The organism is Streptomyces sp. NPDC000345 (assembly GCF_042898825.1).
Classification (GTDB): domain Bacteria; phylum Actinomycetota; class Actinomycetes; order Streptomycetales; family Streptomycetaceae; genus Streptomyces.
On sequence record NZ_JBIAZE010000006.1, the window covers coordinates 23,430 to 43,197 of the forward strand.

Genomic DNA, 19,768 nt, shown 5'->3' on the forward strand with positions numbered 1-19,768 from the left:
GGCGGGACATCGGTGGATCTACGTAGAGCCCTACGGAAGTCCCCGAGTCGTCGGCCGGGGGGTCCAGCGCTCCTCCACCCTGGCGATCCGCCAGTAGGCGATCGCCGCCGCCCACACGAGCACGAACAGGCCGACGATGACGTATCCGACGTGGTCGAGGTCGAGCGCCGCGATCCGGCCGGTGACGCCGTCCGTCAGGCCGAACTTCTCGTGCAGGACGCCGACCAGCTCGATCGTGCCGATGAAGAAGGCGACGGCGACGGACAGTCCGGTGATGGCGAGGTTGTAGAAGACCTTGCGGACGGGGTGGGAGAACGCCCACTGGTAGGCGAAGTTCATGAAGGTGCCGTCGAGGGTGTCGAAGAGGCTCATCCCGGCGGCGAACAGGAGGGGCAGGCAGAGGATCGCGTACCAGGGCAGTCCGGCCGCCGCCCCGGAGCCCGCCATCACCATCAGGGTGACTTCGGTGGCGGTGTCGAAGCCGAGTCCGAAGAGGAAGCCGAGCGGGAACATCTGCCCGGGCCGGGAGACGGACTTGGTCAGCCGGCCGAGGATCCGGTTCATGAACCCGCGGGAGTCCAGGTGCTGTTCCAGCTCCCGCTCGTCGTACGTCCCCGACCGCATCGCCCGGAAGACGCGCAGGATCCCCGTCAGGGCGACGAGGTTGAGGGCGGCGATGAGGTAGAGGAACGTGCCGGAGACGGTCGTGCCGAGGAAGCCGAGGACCTGGTGGGTGCGTGAGTCCTCGTTCATCACCGTGCCGGCGAGCCGGGTGCCGCCGGCGATGAGCGCGGCGAGGAGCACGACCACGCTGGAGTGCCCGAGGGCGAACCAGAACCCCACCGACACCGGCCGCTTGCCGTCCGCCATCAGCTTGCGGGTGGTGTTGTCGATCGCGGCGATGTGGTCGGCGTCGAAGGCGTGCCGCATGCCGAGGGTGTAGGCGGTGACGCCGAGTCCGATGCCGAAGGCCTTGTTCCCGACCTCGTAGTGACCGGGCGCGACGAGCAGGAAGAGGATGCCGAAGGCCAGTACGTGCAGGCCGGCTATGGCGGCCATCAGCCCCGCCGTCCTGACGGTGTCCTCGCGCCGCCATCGGAAGGCGGCGGCTCCGGGCAGGGCGACGGGCTCGGTCATGCGGTCACGCTCCAGCACCTCGTGGATCACTTCGTGAGATGCCGTGGCCGGTCTCCTGGCTGCGGGTGTCGACGCCTCCGGCCCGCCTTCCCGGCCGTCTCATGACGGCCAGTGGCTGTCCCGCGGGGGGACTCGGGCCGGGGACTCCCCGATCACAGTGGCGAGGGCCGCTCCGGTGTCGCACCGGATTCCCGAACACCACGACCCGCCCACCGTAACGTACGGCCGCCCCGGCTCCACGAGGGTGCCGGGGCGGCCGGGGCGGAGAGCTGCGGGTCAGGCGCGGGTCGCCCTGCGGCGGCGGGTGGCCACCACGATCGCCGCGCCGCCGAGCAGCAGGGCGGCGGCGCCGCCCGCGATCAGCGGGGTGGCGCTGTTCGCGCCGGTCTCGGCGAGGTCGCCACCGCCGCCGTGGGGCGTGGTGGCGGGGGCGGTGGTCGACTCGGAGGCGGACGGGGCCGGGGTGCCCGACTCCGACTCGGACTCCGACGCCGTCGGCGACGGGGTCGTGCTCTCGGACGACGAGTCCGACGGCGGGGCGGAGGAGGCGGGCGCCGACGGCGACTCACCGCCGCCGGCCGGCGGGGACGACGACGGCGGCTGCTCGGTGACCGTGCAGTCCTTCGTCCCGCCGTTCCACGCGGCGATCAGCTTGTCCTTGATGACCGGCCGGTCCGGTCCCTTGGGCAGGTCGCCGTGCTCGAAGCCGTCCTTCGCGTCGAGCTTGCCGTCGAACTTCACGGCACCGCGGTAGAGGTCGATCTGCGCGTAACAGCCCGCGTCGGGGACGGAGATGTCGAGCGTGTCGGTCTGCCCGGGCTTGACGGTCACCGAGTCGAAGTCGACGAAGACCTGCTCACCGGAGGTGCCGAAGGTGGCGCCGTGGGCGAGGTAGGAGGCCAGGGAGGCGGTGCAGGTGCTCGCGTCGCCGGCCGTGCGGACGCTGACGTGGACCTTGCCGTCCTGGGTCGGCTTGAGGTTCTGGTCGTCGACCCGCACCGAGTCGAAGAAGTTCTTGCCGTCGAGCGAGAACTGGCAGCGGTCGGTCCCCGTCTCGGTCCCCGCGCCGGTGCCCGGCTGGTAGTGACCGCCGGTGTTCCAGCCGTCCCCGCCGGGGGTGCCGGAGTGGGCCCAGGCGCCGGAGGCGGCGGCGACGGAGGCGGCGCAGAGGGTGAGCGAAGCGGCGCCCGTCCCCAGCAGGCGGCGCACGGTGACACGTCTCGCTATGGACATGCGGATCCATTCTTGGCGAATGCCAGGGCAAAGCCAGGGCTGATTGGTCAGATCAGAAGAAACACGGGGCCCTTCGGTCACAGGCGCCACAGTGTCCGCCCATCGTCGTGTGGACGTGAGAGCGCTGTCAACCTGGTGCAAACCCTGGGGAGTTCAAGCTTCCGTCACGACTTCATCACGTGCGGAACGATCCCCTCCGGACCGTCAGCACGTTCACTTTCCCGGCAACTTGGACAGACTCCCGTTCGTGACCGACATCTCCTCCCGCAACCCCGACTGGTGGCGCCAGGCCGTCGTCTACCAGGTGTACCCGCGCAGCTTCGCCGACGCCGACGGAGACGGTCTCGGCGACCTCCCGGGCGTCACCGACCGGCTGCCCCACCTCGCCGCCCTCGGCGTGGACGCGCTCTGGCTCAGCCCCTTCTACCCCTCCGAACTGGCCGACGGGGGCTACGACGTCGCCGACCACCGCGACGTCGACCCGCGCCTGGGCACCCTCGCGGACTTCGACGCGCTGGCCGCCGAGGCCCACCGCCTCGGACTGAAGGTGATCGTCGACCTCGTCCCCAACCACACCTCGCACCAGCACCCCTGGTTCCAGGAGGCCCTGGCCGCCCGCCCGGGCTCCCCGGCCCGCGACCGCTACGTCTTCCGCGAGGGACGCGGCGCGCACGGCGAACTCCCGCCCACCGACTGGCAGTCGGTCTTCGGCGGCAGCGCCTGGGAACGCGTCCCGGACGGCCAGTGGTACCTCCACCTCTTCGCCCGTCAGCAGCCCGACCTCAACTGGGACCACGAGGAGGTCCGCGAGGACTTCCGCACCACCCTGCGCTTCTGGTCCGACCGGGGCGTCGACGGCTTCCGCGTGGACGTGGCCCACGCCCTCGCCAAGGACCTCACCGAACCCCTCCGCGACCTCGGCGCGCCGGACCTGAGCGGCGAGCAGGCCCTCGCGCGGCTGCCTCATGGCACCCACCCGTTCTACGACCGCGACGAGGTCCACGAGATCTACCGCGACTGGCGCCGTGTCCTCGACGCCTACTCCCCGCCCCGCACGGCGGTCGCCGAGGCCTGGGTGCCGGGCGCCCGACGCACCCTGTACGCCCGCCCCGACGAACTGAACCAGGCCTTCAACTTCGAGTACCTGCAGGCCCCCTGGGACGCGGACGCGCTCCGCCGGGTCATCGCCGACTCCCTCGCCACGGCCCGCGCCGCCGGCGCCTCGGCGACCTGGGTGCTGTCCAACCACGACGTCGTACGCCACCCGTCCCGCCTGATGCTCCCGCCCGGCACCGACGAGAACACCTGGCTGCTCTCGGGCGGCAGCGCACCCGCCGTGGACGAGGCGCACGGCCTGCGCCGGGCCAGGGCGGCCACGCTCCTGATGCTGGCGCTGCCGGGATCGTCGTACGTCTACCAGGGCGAGGAACTCGGCCTGCCCGAGGTCGCCGGTCTCCCCGTGGAGGTCCTCCAGGACCCGCTCTGGGAACAGTCGGGCCGCGTCCGCAAGGGCCGTGACGGCTGCCGGGTCCCCCTCCCGTGGACGACCACGGGACCGTCGTACGGCTTCGGCGCGGCCGGGGCCTGGCTGCCGCAGCCGGCGTCCTTCGCGCGGTACGCGGTCGAGGCGCAGGACGGCGTGGCGGGCTCCACCCTGGAGCTGTACCGCACGGCCCTGCGCCTGCGCCGCAAGCTGCTCGACGGCGAGGAGCTGACCTGGCAGCAGGACACCCCGCCCGGCGTCCTGGCGTTCGCCCGCTCGGACGGCTGGCGGTGCGTCACCAACCTGTCGGACGCGCCGGTGCCGCTGCCGCCGGGGGAGGTGCTGCTGAGCAGCGCGCCCCCGGACGGCGACGGGCCCGGCCGGCCGGGCCCGCTGCTCCCGGACACGACGGTCTGGCTGGCGTAGCCGCCCGCCCGTCCGCCGTGCGCGGGCTACCCGCCCGTGTTCTGGTTCGCGTTCTGGTTCCCGGCCGCCGCGCCGCCCGCGATGCCGTCGATGTCCACCGGGGTGGACGTGGCGTTCGGCGGCGGGGTGAGCACGACCTGCGGCTGACCGGCGGGCGGGGCCGGCGGGGTCAGGTCCGACTTGGGCAGCTTGGGCGGGGTGGTCTGCTGGAAGAGCGTCGAGTCGAAGTCGACCAGGCCGGTCTTCTCCATCACCGTGATGTGGTCCAGGACGGTGTCGTTGGCCTGGTCGGCCAGGGCGCGCACCAGGGAGTTCTTCGTCGTCGAGCGGACCTTCGCCACGGTGTTGAAGATCGAACCGTGCGTCATGCGCAGGATGTTGGCGAAGTCGGTGTCGAACTGGGCGCCGGTCTCGCCCTTGAGCTGGGTCACGAAGCCCTCCTGCTGGGGGCTCGCCACGTTGGGCAGCGTGATGTTGAGCATCGGGGCGATCTTGCGGCAGGTGGTGTCGAGGGCCGCGTGGCCGTCGACCAGGTGCTCGCTCGCGGTGAGGACCGCCTTGCTCGTCCCTTTCTGCAGCCCGATCTGGCCCAGCGGGTACTCCCACAGACCGGCGGCCCGCACCTTGACCACGAAGTCCCGGTCACCCTCGGTCAGCGGACCCCACTGGGTGTTGGCGATGACTCTGTCGGTGGACGTGGACACCGTGTCCAGCCCCAGCATCGAGGGGTAGGCCAGGGCGCCCAGGGTCAAGGTCAGGGCTCCGCCCACGAAGAGAGTTCCCATCGCGTTCCGCGAGAGTTGCACCGTTCCTCCTGCCCGTTCGGGGATCCGCCGGTGGTGTGACTCCGGCGGGGTCGGACGCAGAGAGGTACGGAGAAAGAGCCGCCGCGACTCTATGAACTTCGTAAAATCTTTGCGAGGCGGTGAGTTCTCTCGAAGACCCGCTGCTCCGGGCGGCCGGGAGGGGCGGTCGCGGGGGTGGTGGCCCTCCCGGGTGGGCGATCGGGCGGGGTGCCACCCGTACGGACCTGTTGGGAGATCGTTCGGGGCGTTCGGCGGGTCGAATGGGGGGATGACGTTCGACGAGGAAGAGACGGGGAGCGGGGGCGGCGCGCCCTTCAGCCGGCCGGCGCACGCCGCACGGCTGCACCGGGCCGCGGACCAGGCGGCCGCCGCTCGCCTCACCGGTCTCCTCGTCACCCCCGGACCGGACCTGACCTGGCTGTGCGGCCACCGTCCGGGGACCGCCCCGGACCGGCTGACCCTGCTCGTCCTCACCCCCGAGGCCCAGCCCCGGCTCCTGGTGCCCGCCCGCGACCGCGCGGACGCCTCGGCGGCCCCGGCCGCGGCCGCCCTGCGCATCACGGCGTGGGAGGACGACCAGGACCCGTACGCGACGGCGGCCGGTCTGCTCCTCCCGCACGGCCACTACGGGATCTCCGACACCACCTGGTCCCTGCACCTCCTCGGTCTCCAGGAGGCCCTGCCCCTCACCACCTACCGGCCCCTGTCCACCGCCCTCCCCCTGCTCCGGGCGGTGAAGGACGACGACGAGCGGACCCGTCTCGCCGCGGCGGCCGACGCGGCGGACGCGACGTACGAGGCGATCCTGGCCGTACGGTTCACCGGCCGCCGCGAGTCCGAGCTGGCCGCCGACCTCGCCCGCCTGCTGCGCGTCCACGGGCACGACCGGGTCGACCTCGCCCGGGTCGCCTCCGGGCCCCACGGCGCGAACCCCCACCACCGGCCCGGCGACCGCACGGTGGAACCCGGTGACACGGTGGTCCTGGACTTCGGCGGCCGCGTGGACGGCTACGCCTCCGCCGTCACCCGCACGGTCCACGCGGGCCCGCCGCCGGACGAGGTGCGGCGCCTGCACGAGACCGTCCGCGCGGCCCAGCAGGCCGCCGTCGAGGCGGTGCGTCCCGGCGTGCCGTGCGCGGAGATCCACCGGGTGGCCCGCGCGGTCGTCACGGACGCCGGGTACGGCGGGAGCGCCCTCCCCGTCACGGGCCACGGTGTCGGGGTGACCCCGGACGAGCCGCCGTACCTCGCTCCGGGCCGCACCCAGCTCCTCGCGCCCGGCATGTGCTTCTCGGTGGGGGCGGGGATCCTGCTGCCCGGCCGCCTCGGGGCGCGGGTCGCGGACGTCGTGACCTGTACGGCCGACGGGGCCCGGCGGCTCGGCGGTGCCGCCCGCGACCTCGCGGTGGTGGCCTGACTCAGGCCATCCAGAAGAACACCGCCGTCATCCGCTTCTCCTCCAGCGTCGTACCGGCGTAACCGGTCGCGCTGTGCACGAGGTTGGCGTGGTAGAGCAGCAGCCGGTTGTACCTGTGCGGAACCCGTACGTCCTCCTCGAAGGCGTCGGGTGCGACGAACCGGGTGCCGAGGGCCTCGACGAGGTTGTGGTGCGGGGCCTGGACGACATTGCCGCCGAGCCGTCCGCCCGGCAGGGACTGCCGGTAGAAGCTGGTCCCGCAGTCCTTGGGGACGCCGGGGTTGAGGTAGAGGACGGCCGCGTACCGGCACAGCGCACGGGAGTCGGAGTGCGGCCGGGGAGTGCTCTCGCCCTCGCCGACGACCTGGACGCAGTTGTGGTTGAGGGTTCCGCCGCCGGGCGCCTGCTGCACCCACAGCTCGCGTGCGCCGGTCGCCTTCCTCACCAGGCTTTCCACCCGGGCCAGTTCACCGGCTTCGAGGCCGGGCATGGTGCGCAGTCCGGGCCAGCTCTCCGCGGTGTACGGGTGTCCCCTGACCCAGTCGTCCCTGGCCAGACAGCGTTCCCGGATCGCCGCGATGCGGGCCTCGGGGAAGACGTCGTCCAGCACCCAGTAGTCGCGTCCCCGGGTGGGCTTGCGGTAGGGGAGGACGGGCAGGACCGCGCCGGGCCGCGGTTGTGGCATGGACATGCGGCGAATCTAGGCCGGAGGGCCGTCAGGACTCGCCCGCGGTTTTCCCCGGAGTCCGGCGAGAACTGGTCAACGGTTCGTCAATCCGGGTCAAGGGCAGCCCTGTCACCGGCCGCCCCGGGAGCCGGGCCGCCGGTCCCGTGCAAAGGCGCCCGGTCTCAGAACCCCTCCCCGAGCACCCGTTCCACCAGGCGGAGCTGGGCGTCGGTCAGCCCGGGGTCGGCGAACTCGACCGGCGGCTGGTCGTCCACGGTCAGCGTGTACCGGTAGGCGTCGGGCACGCCGGGCCCGGGCGGGGGCTCCCCGGTCCCGGCGAGGACCTCGTGCGCGAGCCGTTCCAGCGCCGCCCCGTCGGGCCGGGCGGAGGTGTCCACGTCGGCCCGGCGGGGCATCCCGAGCAGCCCGCCGCTCCTGATCATCCGGATACGCATGCCGACGCGGCCTCAGTGGACGCTGAGACCCACGTCGGACCAGGCCTTGACCACCGACTCCAGCTCGTGCCGGGTGCCGTAGAGGCGCTCCGCCGTGTCGGTCGTCGCCTGCGCGAACTCCTCGAAGCCGCAGGTCTCGGAGAGCCGCCCGGAGGTGATCGTCTCGTACCAGATCCGTCCCGCCCGCTCCCAGGCGAAGCCGCCGATGGCGATCGCCGTCAGGTAGAAGGCGTGGTTGGGGATACCGGAGTTGATGTGCACGCCGCCGTTGTCGAAGTCGCCCTCGACGTAGTGGGTCATATGGCTGGGTTGCGGGTCCCTGCCGCCCAGCAGTGGGTCGTCGAACCCGGTCCCCGGCTCCTTCATGGACCGCAGCGCCTGCCCGCGCACCCGCGGGGTGAACAGGCCCGCGCCGATCAGCCAGTCGGCCTGGTCGGCGGTCTGGTGGCGGTCGTACTGCTTGACCAGTGAGCCGAAGACGTCCGAGACCGACTCGTTGAGCGCGCCGGACTGGCCCTGGTAGACGAGACCCGCGGTGTACTGCGTGACACCGTGGGTGAGTTCGTGGCCGATGATGTCGGGCGAGATGGTGAAGTCGTTGAACACGACGGCGTCACCGTCGCCGAAGACCATCCGCTCGCCCTCCCAGAAGGCGTTGTTGAAACGGCGACGGTAGTGGACCGTCGCGTCCAGCGGCAGATTGGCGTCGTCGATCGAGTGCCGGCCGTAGGCCTCCTTGAAGAACCGGAAGGTCAGACCGAGGCTGTCATAGGCGCGGTTGACCGTGCCGTCCAGGGACGGGTCGCCGCTCTCCCGGCGGACGAGGTCGCCGGGGAGCGCGCTGGTGTGGTGGGTGTCGTACAGCGTCCGGTCGAGGACGAACTCCGTGGGCGCGGCGGGGGAGACCAGACTGGGCGTCTCGATCCGGTTCTGCCGGAAGCCGGCGTCGACGGCCAGAGTGTTGTGCGCGGCCTCCCGGACATGAGGGTTCTCGGCCTCGGTCAGTTTCTCGAGGATGAACGGCGGCAGAATGCCGCAGACCTGGCGCGTGGGGCGCATGGGGGTCCCTCCTTGGAAGAGGGCTTGCAGACAAAGGGGTGATGGGCCGCGGGTCCCCGGCGCGGGGACCCGGAGCGGGGGCCGCGTTGCTCACGCAGGCCGAACGAGTCCCATGCGTCCCATTCTGCGCCCGTACGCGGCGAGGCGCATGCCGAGCGGGTGACGGTACCTCAGCTGCGTCAGTAGCGCACCGCCCGCGCCACCCGTGCCTTCACGGTGCCCGAGAGTGCGCGGTTGCTGCGGGCCGTGGTCGTGCCGGTCCTGCCGGCGGCCACGTCGGAGACGGTGACGACGACCGTGTCGAGGAGCTTGCCGCCGCTGTCGGTGAAGTCGACCTGGACCGCGAAGGACTTCGTGGAGTCGGCGGTGTTGGTGACGGTGAGGTCGACCGTGGCGCGGCCGTCCTCGGTGCCGGGGGAGCCGAGGGCGACGTCGGACGTCACGTCGACGCCGTTCTTGATCTCGTCCAGTTGCCGGCCCGCCTCGGCCGTCGCCGAGGACAACGCCGACTGGGCCTGCGAGGCCAGGGAGGACGCGGCCGCGGAGGCCTCGCTGCCCAGCGACTCGGCCGCGGAGGCCGCCTTGCTGGCTGCGGACGACACCGAGGAGGGGGTGTTGTCGTCCGAGCAGCCGGTCAGACCGGCGGCACAGCAGACCGCCACCGCCGTCAGCAGCACCCCCTTGGTGCGCGGCATCTCGCCTCCTGGTGTGTCCCGCGGGCCTCCTTCCAGTGAAGGGCCGGCGGGACCGCCGCGCATGCCGGGTCACCCGGGCGGGTGGCCGGGCCCGCCGGGCGTCAGCGCCGGGCCTTCCTGCACCGGCGCATCGGTTCCACGATCCGTGCCTGGCCGGCCCCCGCGTTCAGTGCGGCCGGCAGGTCGTCCGGGCACAGTGCGTGGAAGTCGCCCCAGGAGCGGCGGCCCTCCCCCGCACGGATCTACGACGGCGGTGCCTTCGCCGGCCGCGGGGCCTCAGCCGACCGGCGGGGCCTCAGCGGCGAGGGCGGCGAGGGGTTCGCCGGTGAGGTGGCAGACCCGCCAGTCCTCGATGATCCGGACACCGATCGACTCGTAGAAGTCGATCGTCGGCTTGTTCCAGGCCAGCACGCTCCACTCGAAGCGCTCGTAGCCGCTGCGGGTGCACACCGCGGCGAGGGCGGCGAGCAGCGCCTTGCCGTGGCCCGCGCCGCGCGCCTCCGGGCGGACGAACAGGTCCTCCAGATGCATGCCGCGCACACCGGTCCAGGTGGAGAAGCTCGGGAACCACAGGGCGAACCCGACGGTCCCGGCCGTCCCGTCGTCCTGGGCGATCAGCGCGTACGCGGCGGGCAGTTCGCCGAACAGGGCCTCACGCAGCTGCTCCTCGGTGGCGCGGACCTGCTCCACCTCCCGGTGATAGGCGGCGAGTTCACCGATCATGGCGCGGATCTCGGGGACGTCGTGGACGGTGGCGGCTCGGATCATGGTGGGGAGCATGAGCCACGGGGGCGGACCGTGTCCATCGGCTTGGGCGGGACCCCGGACAGGCCCTATCTCCTCAGGTCCACGTCCTTGCGCCGCAGCCACGGCAGCGGGGCCACCGCCGACCCCATGTAGGGCGTGATCCGCACCTCGAAGTGCAGATGCGGGCCGGTGACGTTGCCGGTGGCGCCGGAGAGGCCGATACGGGTACCCGGCGCGACGCGGTCGCCCCGGCGGACGTCGATCCGGGAGAGATGGGCGTACTGGGTGAAGTAGCCGTCGGGATGGCGGATCACCACCTGGTTGCCGAAGCCGTCACCGCAGGTGGTGGCGCGGACGGTGCCCGGACCGACGGCGAGGACGGGGGTGCCGGCGGGCACGGCGAAGTCCTGCCCGGTGTGCCGGCGCGCCCAGTGCGTGCCCCGGGCGGCGTAGCCGGCGGAGAGCCAGTAGCCGAGGGTGGGCGCGGTCCAGGGGCCACCGGTGCGGTGGTGGGGGTCGCGGCCGCGCCGGCCGACGGGGCAGTGGCCGGACCGCCCGGACGGGTCGACCGCGACCGGGTCGCCGACCTCCTTCTCCGTCGCCCGCAGCAGGTTCCACAGCCCGGAGCGGACGGCCTCGCGGCGGCGCTCGGCGGAGTCGATCTGGTCGGGGCGGGCGCCGGCCTCCGTGAGCCGGTCGACGAGCAGCCGGGCCTCTTCGTGGGCGAGGACGGCGTCGGCCGTCGTACGGGACGCGCCGCTGCCGCCGCCCCCGGCGCCGGCGGGCACGGCGGCGAGCAGGACGAGCAGCAGGGACAGTCCGGCGGGCACAGTAGCGAGGGAGTGTTCTCGTCGCATCTTGGGATCATCCGACCGGCGGTGGGGGCGGGGCGGGGCACGCCGCCGGACCGGCACCGGGTTTTCAGCCGAACGGCCCCGTCATCAGCCGGCGGTACACGTCCGACGACCTCGGGTTCGCGGCACACCGCCACACGCCGTGCGGGCAGTAGTCGCTGATGGTCTGGTAGAGCGGCCGGTGCCGCGCGAACCAGCCGAGCATGCCGCGGACGTAAGCCGGGTTGTCGCCGTTGCGGAACAGCCCCCACTCGGGATACGAGAACGGCTTGCCGTGCTCCCGCGCGAACCGTACGTGCGCGGCGAGGCCGTACGGCTCGTGGACCTGTTCCTCGAAGGACATGCCGGGCGGCTGGTCGTAGGCGTCCATGCCGAGGACGTCGACGTACCGGTCACCCGGGTAGCAGGCCGTCCACGGGACGGCGTCCCGCCCCCGGTTCGGGGCGAACTCGAAGCGGAACCGCTGGCCGGCCACGGACCGCATGGTCTCGACGACGCGCACCCAGTACGCCTTCCAGGCGGCGGGGTCCGGCCCGCACCGGTGGGTGTAGGTGATCCCGTTCATCTCCCAGCCGACGACCAGCACGGTGTCCGCGATCCTGAGCGACACCAGCCGCCGGGCCAGCGTCCGGAAGTGCCCGTCGTACGCCCCGTCCGCCCCCCGGCGCAGCAGCCCGCGCACCACACGGTCGGGCAGGTGCGCCTCCGCGCGGTCGAGCATCGGCACATTGAGCACGAACAGCCGGTCGGCGCGGGCCCGTCGCCACCGCGCCCAGTGGTGGAGATCACCGGACGCCCCCTCGATGTGGCTCCACTTGTCCCCCGCCAGATAGGCGTGCCCGACCCGGGGCGTGGCCGGTCCCAGCCATCCGTCGAGCCCGGAGATCCGCCGCACCCCCTCGGAGCCGTACCCGACGTAGGCCCCGAAGGGGGCGGGCGGCGGACCGCCGGCGGTCTTCCCGTCGGGCACCCCCGCCGCCCGATCCCGGCCGGGCGCGCACGCGCTCGCGGCGAGGAGGACGAGGACGGCCAGAAGGAGCGTCAGGAAGGGGTGACCGGGGCGAAGGGGGCGTACAGCCGACTGAAGCACCGGCTCATGATGACCCCGCGCGCCCCGGCCGCGCCCCGGACTCGCCACCGGACCACCCGTACCGGGGACGCGGCTCCCGCACCAGGAAGACGTCCACCGCGTCCTCCCGCTCCGGCACGAACCCGTGCCGCTCGTACAGGCGGCGGGCCGGGCTGCCCTGGAGCACGTCGAGCCGGACCCGCAGGCCGTCGCGGTCGGCGCCGTCCAGCAGGCCGGTGAGGACGGCGGTGCCGATGCCCCGGCCCTGGACGTGCGGGGCGAGGTAGAAGTGCTCCAGCCAGTGCGCGTCGTCGGCCGGACGCAGGGCCACGCAGCCGGCGAGCGCGCCGTCGGCCTCGATGACCAGGGTGTGGGCGGGCTCGAACCCGTCGCGCAGCCGCTGCCGTACGCGGTGCTCGTCGTAGCGCCCGAGCCGCTCCAGGCCGGCCCGCATCGCCACCGCCCGCAGCTCCGCCAGCGCCTCGACGTCCGCCGCCGTGGCCGGCCGTGTCTCCCAGTCCGCCATGGCGCCGATGCTACGGGCGGCCCGCGGGCCGCCCGGCACCGCCTTCTTCACGGTTCGCCGCCCGATTTTCCCCAACAGGCAACCCCCACACGCCCTTTACCTCTCTCACAGGGTGCTCGCAGTTCTCGGCCGGGCGGGCGCGTGGGGTGCGCCCGCCCGTGCACCGGCCGGGGTGCGGGCTGTCCAGTCCGATGCCACTGACCATGGCACTCGCAGACGAGGAACCGATGACCAGACCGCAACACCGCAAGGGCCTCAAGCGCGGCGCGTTCGCCGCGGGGGCCGCGCTGACCGTCGTCGCCGTCGCCGGGGCCGCTCCCGGCGCCGGCGCGGCACCGCAGAGCACGGCCGGCAAGCCGAAGCTCAAGCTGATCGCCGCGTCGAAGGCCGTGACCCTCGACCGGTACGAGTGGGACGGGGGCTTCCAGCTCGACTTCGACCTCGGCACCTATCTGACCGTCGACAACGCGCCGCTCGAGTTCAAGACGACGCGCAAGTCGTACAAGGACCCGGTCGTCGTGCAGCAGGTCCTGCGCAACGGGTCGAAGGTGACCACGAAGAAGCTGCCCGCCGGGCTCGTCAAGGACTTCAGGGGGCTGCCGGGCTTCCTGGAGATCTCCGTGAAGAACAGCGCCGGGGCGGAGGTGAAGAAGGTCAAGAGCACCTTCTGCCCCAACAACGCCGCCGGACGGCTGCGGCCCGACGCCCCGGCCACCTCGCACTATCCGGAGAGCTGCCCCACCAACCCCTTCACCCTCGGATCGGTGTGGGGCGTCGAGAAGGGCTGGGCCGCCAACACCACCGCCTACGACTACGACCACCCGGTGGACCTGCCGGCCGGCGAGTACACGGCCAAGGTGTCGGTCGCGAAGAAGTACCGGGACCTGTTCGGCATCCCCAACGACCAGCCGACCATCAAGGTGACCGTCCGCCAGAACAGCGACGGCGGCGAGGGCGAGGGCGGCGGCGCCGGGCTCACCCGCGGCGGCTCCGCCATGTCCCACGGCATGGACCACAGCGGCATGGACCACAGCGGTATGGACATGGGGGGTGCCGGGCACCACTACGGTCCGCGCGGCGCCGACGCCCCCGTCCCCTCCGCCCTCTCCCACGCCCTGGAGGACCGCGGCCTCGCCCACCACCTCGGTGACGGCGCCGGTCACACCGACGGCTCGCGGGTCGCGCCCGCGCTGAAGGCCAACACCAAGCGGCCCACCGGCCGGGCGGGCGTTCCCGCCAACGCGCCCAAGCCGGACCTGCGTTCGCTGCCCGCCTGGGACATCGCGGTCACCGACGGCGAGGACGGCGACGCCCCGGGCAAGGACTACCTCGCCTTCAGCGCCAACGTCTGGAACGCCGGCCCCGCGCCGCTCGTCGTGGACGGCTTCCGCAAGCCGGGCGCCGACCTGATGGACGCGTACCAGTACTTCTACGACGCCAAGGGCAAGCAGATCGGGTACGCCCCCACCGGCACCATGGAGTGGGACCCGCGGATCGGCCACGAGCACTGGCACTTCACGGACTTCGCCAGCTACCACCTGCTGTCCGCGGACAAGAAGGAGATCGTCAAGAGCGGCAAGGAGGCGTTCTGCCTCGCCAACACCGACGCGGTCGACTACACGGTGAAGAACGCCAACTGGCACCCGTACAACACCGATCTGTCCACCGCCTGCGGCGAGCAGAACTCCATCTCCGTGCGCGAGGTGCTCGACGTCGGCTCCGGTGACACGTACACCCAGTACCGTCCCGGCCAGTCCTTCGACGTCACCGACCTGCCCAACGGCACCTACTACATCCAGGTCGTCGCCAACCCGGCCAACCGCCTGAAGGAGACCAACCTCAAGAACAACATCTCGTACCGCAAGGTGGTCCTCGGCGGCACGCCGGGCGCCCGTACGGTGAAGGTCCCGCCGTACGACCTGATCAACGCCCCGTAGTCCCGCGTCCCCATCGCCCCGGCCCGCCCCGGCGGGCCGGGTGCGTGGGCGCTCGACGTACTGCTCCCCCGGCGGACCGGCGGTCGCGGTCCGGCCGGGGTGCCCGCCGTCAGCCGAACATGCCGGGCTCGTAGTCGCCGGCGGGCTGCTGCACGACGACGTTGAGCCGGTTGTAGGCGTTGATCAGGGCGATGAGGGAGACGAGGGCGGCGAGCTGGTCCTCGTCGTAGTGCTTGGCCGCGGCCTCCCAGGCCTCGTCGCTGACGCCGCCCGCCGCGTCGGCGATCCGGGTGCCCTGTTCCGTCAGCTCCAGGGCCGCGCGCTCGGCGTCGGTGAAGACCTTGGCCTCCCGCCAGGCGGCGACCAGGTGCAGGCGCTGGGCGGTCTCCCCGGCGTGCGCGGCGTCCTTGGTGTGCATGTCGGTGCAGAAGCCGCAGCCGTTGATCTGGCTGGCGCGGATCTTCACCAGTTCCTGCGTCGCGGCCGGCAGCGCCGAGTCCGAGACCGCCTTGCCCGCCGAGTTGATGTACCGCAGGAACTTGCCCGCGACGGGGTTGGCGAAGAGGTTCAGACGAGCTTCCATCGTGAGCTCCCGTGTTCTGGCCGGTGGGTTACACCTCTCTGACGGAACGGCTCGGTGAAGTGTGACCGGTGTGCGTGTGACGTGAGCCACACCGCCGGCGCCGCTTCGGCCGGTCGCCGTACGCGGTGGTTTCTGACGGACCGGAGGCAACCGTTGCACGGTTCGGTGAGTCTCCTGAGACGTCTGTGCTCGCCGGACGTATTCCTCCTTGCGTGTAGGGTTCCGGCGTTCGGCGGTGACCTCGCCGACGGTCCGAGCACGGTGTACGGGGCGTAACGGCCGATGCGGAGGAGCGAGCGCCGGTGAGTGGAACGAGGAGGCGCGGGCGTACTCCGCTGGAGGCGGCCGGCCGGGGGAACAAGGGCAGGAGCACGGGCCGCACCAGGCTCACCCGGCGGGGGCGGATCGTCGCCTGGGGCGCCGGGGTGACCTCGGTGGTGGTCCTCGGGGTCGGCGGGGTCGGCGCCTGGATCTACCAGGACCTGAACGGCAACATCAAGCAGGCCGACGTCGACGGCAAGCTGGGCGGGGACCGGCCGGAGAACCTCAGTCCCGGCTCGAAGAACATCCTGCTCGTCGGGTCCGACAGCCGCGACGGCGCCAACGCCGCGTACGGCAGGGAGCTGACCACCATGCAGTCGGACACGCTGATGGTGCTGCACATCCCCGCCAACCGCGAGTGGGCCTCGGTCGTCTCCTTCCCGCGTGACTCGTGGGTGCGGATACCGTCGTGCGAGAAGGGCGACGGCAGTTCGTCCGACCCGCACCACTTCAAGATCAACGAGGCGTTCGCGATCGGCGGCAGCGGCGGCAAGGTCGCCGAGGCCGCCGCGTGCAGCATCAAGACCATCGAGGCCAACACCGACCTGCGCATCGACCACTTCATGTCGATCGACTTCTCCGGCTTCAAGGGGATGGTCGACGCGCTGGAGGGCATCGAGGTCTGCCCGGAGGAGGCCATCCACGACGAGAAGGCCCACCTGGACCTGGAGGCGGGCTGCCAGACCGTCAAGGGCGAGAAGGCCCTCGGCTATGTCCGTACCCGCTACAGCGTGGGCGACGGCTCCGACATCGGCCGCATCGGCCGCCAGCAGGAGTTCATGGACGCCCTGGCGAAGAAGGCCCGGTCCAAGCTCACGGACGGCGACGCGATGTACGGCTTCCTGCAGTCCGTCACCAAGTCCCTCACCGCGGACCCCGACCTGGCCGGCATCAAGCCGCTGTACGGGCTCGCCAACGAGCTGAAGGGGGTCCCGAGCGACCGCCTGAGCTTCCTCACCGTGCCCAACTACGGCCGTGAGGCGGACGATCCGAGCGACCGGGCCAACGTCGTCTGGCAGTACCCGCAGGCCGCCGACCTGTTCACCTCCCTGGCCAGGGACAAGGAGGTCACCAAGGCGCAGGTGGACGCCGCGAGGAAGGACGTGGTGTACGCGTCCTCCGTGAAGGTCCAGGTGCTCAACGGCACCGGCGTCGGCGGGCGCGCGGCGGCCGTCGCCAACCGGCTCACCGAGGCCGGCTACAGCCTCGCCGGCACGGGCAACGCCTCCGCGTCGGTCACCCGGACGACCGTCACCTATCCGGCGGGACTGGAGCGCCAGGCGGCGGTGCTCGCCTCGCGGCTGCCGGGTGTCCGCGCGGTGAAGGACGCTTCGGCGGCGGCCGGCGTGGTCACCGTGGTGGTGGGGCCGGACCTGAAGGTCGAGGACGTCGCCTGACCGGCTTCTGATCATCGGTGGTGCACAGGTGGTCCTCGGATGGGGTAAAGTTGATCTCGAGCCGGTCACCGGGAAGCAAAAACGGTGAACGACCTCTGCGTTGGTGGTCCAAGGAAAGACGCCCCGCTTCCTGCGGGGAGATGCAGGTGCAAGGCCTGCCCGGCGCTCCTCTTCGACGAGTCCCATCCCGTGTCAGGCGGGGTGGGACTCGTCGCTTTTCCCGCTGTGTCCCTCGCGTCCTTATTGCTTGAGTGAAGCAAGCATCTGTACTGTGGGGTAATGTCCCCACCGCCACCGGCCTCCCGGGTCCCCGCGGATGTGATCGCGATCGAGCGGTCCCTCACCCGCATCACCTACCTGGCCGGACGCGCCCGCCGGCACGAGCGGCTCATGGCGCTCGCCGGACTCCCGCTGGACCGGGCCGCGGTGGCGATCCTGCGCCACCTGGCCGAGGACGAACTGCTGCGCCCCGGCGTGCTGGCGGTACGCCTCTCCGTGGAGGCGTCCCATGTCACCCGCCAGCTCGGCCAGTTGGAGAAGTCCGGCTACGTCACCCGCGTCCCCGACCCGGACGACCGCCGCGCCCGGCTGATCCGCCTCACCGCCCGCGGCCGCACCGCCGTGCACCGCATCCGGGACGCGGGCCAACTGGGCATGCAGGCGGCCCTGGCGGACTGGCCGCCCGCCGAACTCCACCAGCTGGCCCAGCTCTTCGAACGCCTGGTGGCGGACTTCGTGGCCCACACGGAAACCCCGGCAGAGCACCCCTGACACGTGCACGACCGGGGCGCGGGGCCGGTCGTGTCCGGGGCATCAGAGGTCATGAGGCGGGCGGATCACGCCGGAGGGGTCACGGCCGGCCGCGTCGTCCTCTTCGCGGCCGGCCGTGACCCGTCGTCAGGACGCGTTCGCGTGGGACGGGCCGAAGAACTCGATCTCGGCGATCGCCACCTGCTTGCTCGCGGAGGCGCCGTACGCCGACTCGATCGTGAAGCGGACCTTGGTGACCTCGCCGACGCGGAAGGCGCGGCGCTGGCCGCCCGCCTGCTGGTCGAGGACGAGTTCGCGGGTCGTGGTCGTGCCGTCCTTCAGGGTGATCGTCGCCTTGACGCGGTGCGGCAGGGCCGACTCGGTGAGCTGGTCGGGGCGGGTCGAGGTGCCGGAGGTGATCATCAGGTCGAGCAGGCGGGTCGGCTCGCTGAAGCGGGCCTCGATCCACTCGCCCTCGCCCGACTGCGAGACCCCCGGCCCCCACCAGCTGTTGTTGATCTTGTCGAAGGCCAGGTCCGGCTTGTGACCGGGGTACGAGCGGGACGCCGCGAACGTGTCCGGTGAGACCGCCGCCCGCTTCGCGAAGTGGTCCTTGGTGGCCTGCACGGCGGCCGGGGCGTTCACGCCGGCGACGATCAGGAGGGTGAGGACGACCGCGGCCATCACCCAGGTGACGATGCGGTCGAAGGTGCGGCGCAGACGCGGGCGGTCCCCGGCCCAGGGGGTCTCGCCGCGGCCGAACAGACGCCGCCACCACGGGAGCCGGACCGAGGAGCGGTCCTCCAGGGTCATGGGCATCGCGCAGCGCGTGCAGTAGTGCCGGTCGGGCCGGTTCGGCGTGGCGCACCAGGGGCAGGCGACGCCGTTCTCCTCGCCCTGGACCGGTCCGGGCGCGCGGACCTGCGGCCGGTCCGCCACCGGGACGCCCGGCAGCACCGGCGCGACGGAGGGCGGCGCGGCGGGCGCGGGCTCCTCCGGTTCGACGACGGGGACGAGGAGGGAACGGGCCCGGGCCGCCATCGTGTCGCCGAGGGCGGGGGCCGGTGTGGTGGGCGCCGTCCCGTCGTCGTCGGCGGCCGTGGCCGTCGTCGGGGGGAGCGCCGGGAGAGGGGTCTCGGTGGTGTCCTCGTCGTCCCCGTCGTCCTCGGTGCGGTGGTCGTCGGCCGCCGGCGGCTCGGAGGCCCGGTCCTCGTCGCGGGCGCGCGCCGAGGTCTGCGGTGCCGCCGACGGGGCGGTGGAGGACGTCGTACGGGAGGCCGCGGCCGGGTCGGGGCGCTCCGCGCCGGGGGCCGGGGCGGACGCGGACGAGGCGGCGGGGGCGCCGGCGGACCCGGAGCCCGTGCCCGCGCCGGCGGACGGCGCGGTTCCGGCGGACGAGGCGGCGGGGGCGCCGGCGGACCCGGAGCCCGTGCCCGCGCCGGCGGACGGCGCGGTTCCGGCGGACGAGGCCGTCCCCGCTCCCGTCCCGGCCCGCGCCGGGGTGCGGTCCGTCCAGCTCAGCACGGCTCCGCACGCGTCGCAGAAGGACTGGCCGGGTTCCGCCCGGGTGCCGCACTCGGCGCAGTTCTGGGTGGTCATCTCTCCGGGATCCTTTCGGCGACGGTCACCTTGACCGTGTAGGGCATGTGGGCGGGGCGGGCGGCGGCCACGAGGGCGTCCAGACGGTGTGCGTCCGCCGGGCGGGGGTCCGGCAGGCGGAGCGTGACGTGGAGATGCGGGCGGTGGTCGCCGGGGAAGGGGCCGAGGGGGCGGGCGCTCCACGCCGAGCCGCCGCTCTCCTCGATCTCCGGCTCCACGCCGAACGCCAGCCGGATCGCCTCGGACAGGCCCCGGCGGGTGCCGCGCACCCGGTGCAGATACGCGGCAGCGGCGACGGCGGCCCGCAGCCTCGGCTCCGGTTCCGTGCCGTCGGTCTCCGCGCCGACCCAGCCCGACAGCCAGCGGGTGAAGTCGACGGGGGCGAGGGCCGGGTCGAAGTAGGAGGGCAGACAGTCCAGGACGTTGAGGATCGGCGCCATGACCTCGTCCAGGCCGGCGACGAAGCGCTGCGCGAGGTCGTCGTCCGCGAACACGGCGGGCAGCATCGCGCCGATCGGCGCGGACGAGCCGAGCCCGTCGACGGAGCCCCTCATCGGCTGCCTCCTTCCCGGCGCGGGACGGCGCGCCCCGGGAACGCGGGGCCGGG

The 19,768-nt window shown here is 72.7% G+C and carries 19 protein-coding genes and 1 riboswitch; of the genes, 5 read left to right on the forward strand and 14 right to left on the reverse strand.

Translation table 11 applies throughout. The features are described from left to right. Positions 1-30: 30 nt before the first annotated feature. Together ACFY30_RS15855 and ACFY30_RS15860 are read right to left on the reverse strand one after the other, a co-directional pair. On the reverse strand, positions 31-1,137 hold the full coding sequence (locus ACFY30_RS15855) for a HoxN/HupN/NixA family nickel/cobalt transporter (protein ID WP_390845774.1): 1,107 nt from the start codon (positions 1,135-1,137) through the stop codon (positions 31-33). Positions 1,138-1,164: 27 nt separating this feature from the next. Next, positions 1,165-1,355, reverse strand: a riboswitch (cobalamin riboswitch). A 58-nt stretch (positions 1,356-1,413) separates the two neighbouring features. Next, positions 1,414-2,370, reverse strand: a complete 957-nt coding sequence (locus tag ACFY30_RS15860; RefSeq protein WP_390845775.1) for an LAETG motif-containing sortase-dependent surface protein — start codon at positions 2,368-2,370, stop codon at positions 1,414-1,416. 247 nt (positions 2,371-2,617) lie between these two features. Here ACFY30_RS15860 and ACFY30_RS15865 point away from each other — a divergent pair, with 247 nt between their 5' ends. Then, positions 2,618-4,279 (forward strand): glycoside hydrolase family 13 protein, encoded by a 1,662-nt coding sequence (locus ACFY30_RS15865; protein ID WP_390845776.1) that lies wholly within the window; start codon positions 2,618-2,620, stop codon positions 4,277-4,279. A 26-nt stretch (positions 4,280-4,305) separates the two neighbouring features. Here the strand turns inward: ACFY30_RS15865 and ACFY30_RS15870 are convergent, their stop codons facing one another. Continuing rightward, a complete protein-coding gene (locus ACFY30_RS15870; protein WP_390659628.1) occupies positions 4,306-5,064 on the reverse strand; it encodes a DUF4142 domain-containing protein in 759 nt (252 codons plus the stop codon). Between the two features lie 289 nt (positions 5,065-5,353). Here ACFY30_RS15870 and ACFY30_RS15875 point away from each other — a divergent pair, with 289 nt between their 5' ends. Continuing rightward, entirely contained in the window at positions 5,354-6,502 is a 1,149-nt protein-coding gene (locus ACFY30_RS15875; RefSeq protein WP_390845777.1) for a M24 family metallopeptidase, read from the forward strand. A gap of 1 nt (position 6,503) precedes the next feature. On the opposite strand, the gene ACFY30_RS15880 is transcribed toward ACFY30_RS15875, so the two are convergent. The 8 genes from ACFY30_RS15880 to ACFY30_RS15915 form a co-directional block, all read right to left on the reverse strand. Beyond that, positions 6,504-7,193, reverse strand: a complete 690-nt coding sequence (locus tag ACFY30_RS15880; RefSeq protein WP_390845778.1) for a DUF6445 family protein — start codon at positions 7,191-7,193, stop codon at positions 6,504-6,506. 158 nt (positions 7,194-7,351) lie between these two features. After that, complete coding sequence (locus tag ACFY30_RS15885; RefSeq protein WP_390845779.1) at positions 7,352-7,624, reverse strand: protealysin inhibitor emfourin; 273 nt, start codon at positions 7,622-7,624, stop codon at positions 7,352-7,354. 12 nt (positions 7,625-7,636) lie between these two features. Beyond that, complete coding sequence (locus tag ACFY30_RS15890) at positions 7,637-8,683, reverse strand: M4 family metallopeptidase (protein WP_390845780.1); 1,047 nt, start codon at positions 8,681-8,683, stop codon at positions 7,637-7,639. Positions 8,684-8,862: 179 nt separating this feature from the next. Then, positions 8,863-9,378, reverse strand: a complete 516-nt coding sequence (locus ACFY30_RS15895; protein WP_390845781.1) for a hypothetical protein — start codon at positions 9,376-9,378, stop codon at positions 8,863-8,865. A gap of 276 nt (positions 9,379-9,654) precedes the next feature. Continuing rightward, complete coding sequence (locus tag ACFY30_RS15900) at positions 9,655-10,146, reverse strand: GNAT family N-acetyltransferase (RefSeq protein ID WP_390845782.1); 492 nt, start codon at positions 10,144-10,146, stop codon at positions 9,655-9,657. Between the two features lie 65 nt (positions 10,147-10,211). Continuing rightward, on the reverse strand, positions 10,212-10,982 hold the full coding sequence (locus ACFY30_RS15905) for a M23 family metallopeptidase (RefSeq protein ID WP_390845783.1): 771 nt from the start codon (positions 10,980-10,982) through the stop codon (positions 10,212-10,214). A gap of 64 nt (positions 10,983-11,046) precedes the next feature. Then, the gene (locus ACFY30_RS15910) at positions 11,047-12,069 is read right to left on the reverse strand and encodes a glycoside hydrolase family 26 protein (RefSeq protein ID WP_390845784.1); all 1,023 of its coding nucleotides are present in this window, start codon (positions 12,067-12,069) and stop codon (positions 11,047-11,049) included. Positions 12,070-12,073: 4 nt separating this feature from the next. Continuing rightward, positions 12,074-12,574 carry a GNAT family N-acetyltransferase gene (locus tag ACFY30_RS15915; protein WP_390845785.1) on the reverse strand — a complete coding sequence of 167 codons (501 nt, stop codon included), beginning with the start codon at positions 12,572-12,574 and terminating at the stop codon, positions 12,074-12,076. 227 nt (positions 12,575-12,801) lie between these two features. Here ACFY30_RS15915 and ACFY30_RS15920 point away from each other — a divergent pair, with 227 nt between their 5' ends. Next, entirely contained in the window at positions 12,802-14,511 is a 1,710-nt protein-coding gene (locus ACFY30_RS15920; protein ID WP_390845786.1) for a lysyl oxidase family protein, read from the forward strand. 109 nt (positions 14,512-14,620) lie between these two features. Here the strand turns inward: ACFY30_RS15920 and ACFY30_RS15925 are convergent, their stop codons facing one another. Continuing rightward, on the reverse strand, positions 14,621-15,094 hold the full coding sequence (locus tag ACFY30_RS15925; protein WP_390845787.1) for a carboxymuconolactone decarboxylase family protein: 474 nt from the start codon (positions 15,092-15,094) through the stop codon (positions 14,621-14,623). 404 nt (positions 15,095-15,498) lie between these two features. Between ACFY30_RS15925 and ACFY30_RS15930 the strand changes: the two genes are divergently transcribed. Next, the gene (locus ACFY30_RS15930) at positions 15,499-16,812 is read left to right on the forward strand and encodes an LCP family protein (RefSeq protein WP_390846118.1); all 1,314 of its coding nucleotides are present in this window, start codon (positions 15,499-15,501) and stop codon (positions 16,810-16,812) included. 279 nt (positions 16,813-17,091) lie between these two features. Further along, positions 17,092-17,583, forward strand: coding sequence for a MarR family winged helix-turn-helix transcriptional regulator (locus ACFY30_RS15935; RefSeq protein ID WP_390845788.1), 492 nt, complete (start codon positions 17,092-17,094; stop codon positions 17,581-17,583). 126 nt (positions 17,584-17,709) lie between these two features. Here the strand turns inward: ACFY30_RS15935 and ACFY30_RS15940 are convergent, their stop codons facing one another. After that, the gene (locus ACFY30_RS15940; RefSeq protein WP_390845789.1) at positions 17,710-19,161 is read right to left on the reverse strand and encodes an NADase-type glycan-binding domain-containing protein; all 1,452 of its coding nucleotides are present in this window, start codon (positions 19,159-19,161) and stop codon (positions 17,710-17,712) included. Beyond that, a complete protein-coding gene (locus tag ACFY30_RS15945) occupies positions 19,158-19,715 on the reverse strand; it encodes a phage tail protein (RefSeq protein ID WP_390845790.1) in 558 nt (185 codons plus the stop codon). Before ACFY30_RS15945 ends, ACFY30_RS15940 begins: the two co-directional genes overlap by 4 nt. Positions 19,716-19,768: the final 53 nt, after the last annotated feature.